The 1,174-nt window shown below is 71.6% G+C and carries 2 protein-coding genes and 1 pseudogene; all 3 read right to left on the bottom strand.

The genetic code is table 11. From position 1 onward, the window contains the following. Positions 1–560 (bottom strand): LacI family DNA-binding transcriptional regulator (locus tag EIO58_RS18275; RefSeq protein WP_164861885.1); only part of this gene is annotated, 560 nt, incomplete at its 3' end. A 169-nt stretch (positions 561–729) separates the two neighbouring features. Then, positions 730–876 carry a hypothetical protein gene (locus EIO58_RS19105; protein ID WP_164861884.1) on the bottom strand — a complete coding sequence of 49 codons (147 nt, stop codon included), beginning with the start codon at positions 874–876 and terminating at the stop codon, positions 730–732. A gap of 79 nt (positions 877–955) precedes the next feature. Continuing rightward, positions 956–1,174, bottom strand: a pseudogene (locus tag EIO58_RS18270) (cupin); the annotation flags it as partial.

The raw sequence follows: 1,174 nt of genomic DNA, 5'->3' as shown, positions 1-1,174 counted from the left end.
CGGGCGCCGACGAACGCGAGGCGCCGGCGGCCCTGCTCGAACAGGTGCTCGGCGGCGAGCCGGCCGCCGGCGACGTCGTCGAACGACACCGAGGCGAGCTCGTCCCGCTCGTCGACCGCGTCGACGAGCACGACGGGGATGCCGCGCCCGCGCAGCCGCTGCAGCCAGGGCTCGAGCGGACCGAAGGGACTCACGAGCGCCCCCTCGACCTGTACCCGCTCGAACAGCTCGAGGTGGTCGCGCTCCTTGGCGATGTCATCGCTGGAGTTGCCGACCAGCACGCGCAGGCCGGCCGCCGACGCGGCGTCCTCGGCACCGGCGACCATGTCGGCGAAGAACGGGTTGGCGATGTTGATGACGGCCATGCCGAGCAGGCCGCTGCGCCCGGCGCGCAGCTGCTGGGCCGCCTGCAGCGGAACGTAGCCGAGTTTGTCGGCGGCCGATCGCACGCGTTCGACGAGCCGCTCGCTGACCATGTGGGGCCGGTTGAGCGCGTTCGAGACCGTGCTGATCGACACGCCGGCGTGCTGCGCGACATCGCGGATGCCGACTCGCTTCATAGCGGCCTCGTCTCTGACGGCTCGAGGGCGCCGCCCCCGTCGCGGGCACCCGGTCCGATCATGGTAGGCGCTTTCCTGCGTGTCCGCCCTCTCGTCCGAAACGTTTTTACATCTCCGCCGTGCCAGCCGACGCGGGCGAACCGATCGCCCCGCGTGCCGGCGACAGACGTCAGCGCTTCTTGATGCTCGTGATGGCGTCGCTGTCGGCGGCGCGGCTGTTGGCGGCCTTCTTGTCGGCCTTCGCGAGACGCTTCTCCTTCAGCGTCTTGGAGGGAGCGGTCTTGCCGCCTTCTCTGCGCGTGGACTTGTCACCCATGGGTCTGACTCCTTCGAGAGCCGCGGTGACCCTGTGGTGCTGAGGCTACACGTCATCGCGCCGATCCGATCAGCGCGGCTCAGGTCGGCCAGTCCCACGTCCGCAACCGGCCGCACATGCCGAACGCGCGCGGGCCGTCTCGGCGCTCGCCGCGCTCGACCGCTGCGTCGGCCAGGAGTCCCCGCATCCCGGCGGCCAGGCTCTCGAGCTGGTCGCGGGTGCGTGCGGTCTCGGCGGCGACGGTGGACTCCCACAGCCGCTGCCACTGCGCGACCCTCGGCTGCACGAGACGCGCGGC

It is taken from the genome of Microbacterium sp. CPCC 204701 (genome assembly GCF_004010105.1).
In the GTDB taxonomy this organism is placed as follows: Bacteria; Actinomycetota; Actinomycetes; order Actinomycetales; family Microbacteriaceae; genus Microbacterium.
The sequence above is the reverse complement of the archived record's forward strand: the minus strand, read 5'-3'. Positions and strand labels throughout refer to the sequence as shown.

Coding starts and splice junctions, on each gene's coding strand:
- EIO58_RS19105 (WP_164861884.1), bottom strand. CDS start 876: ATGGGTGACAAGTCCACGCGCAGAGAAGGCGGCAAGACCGCTCCCTCC.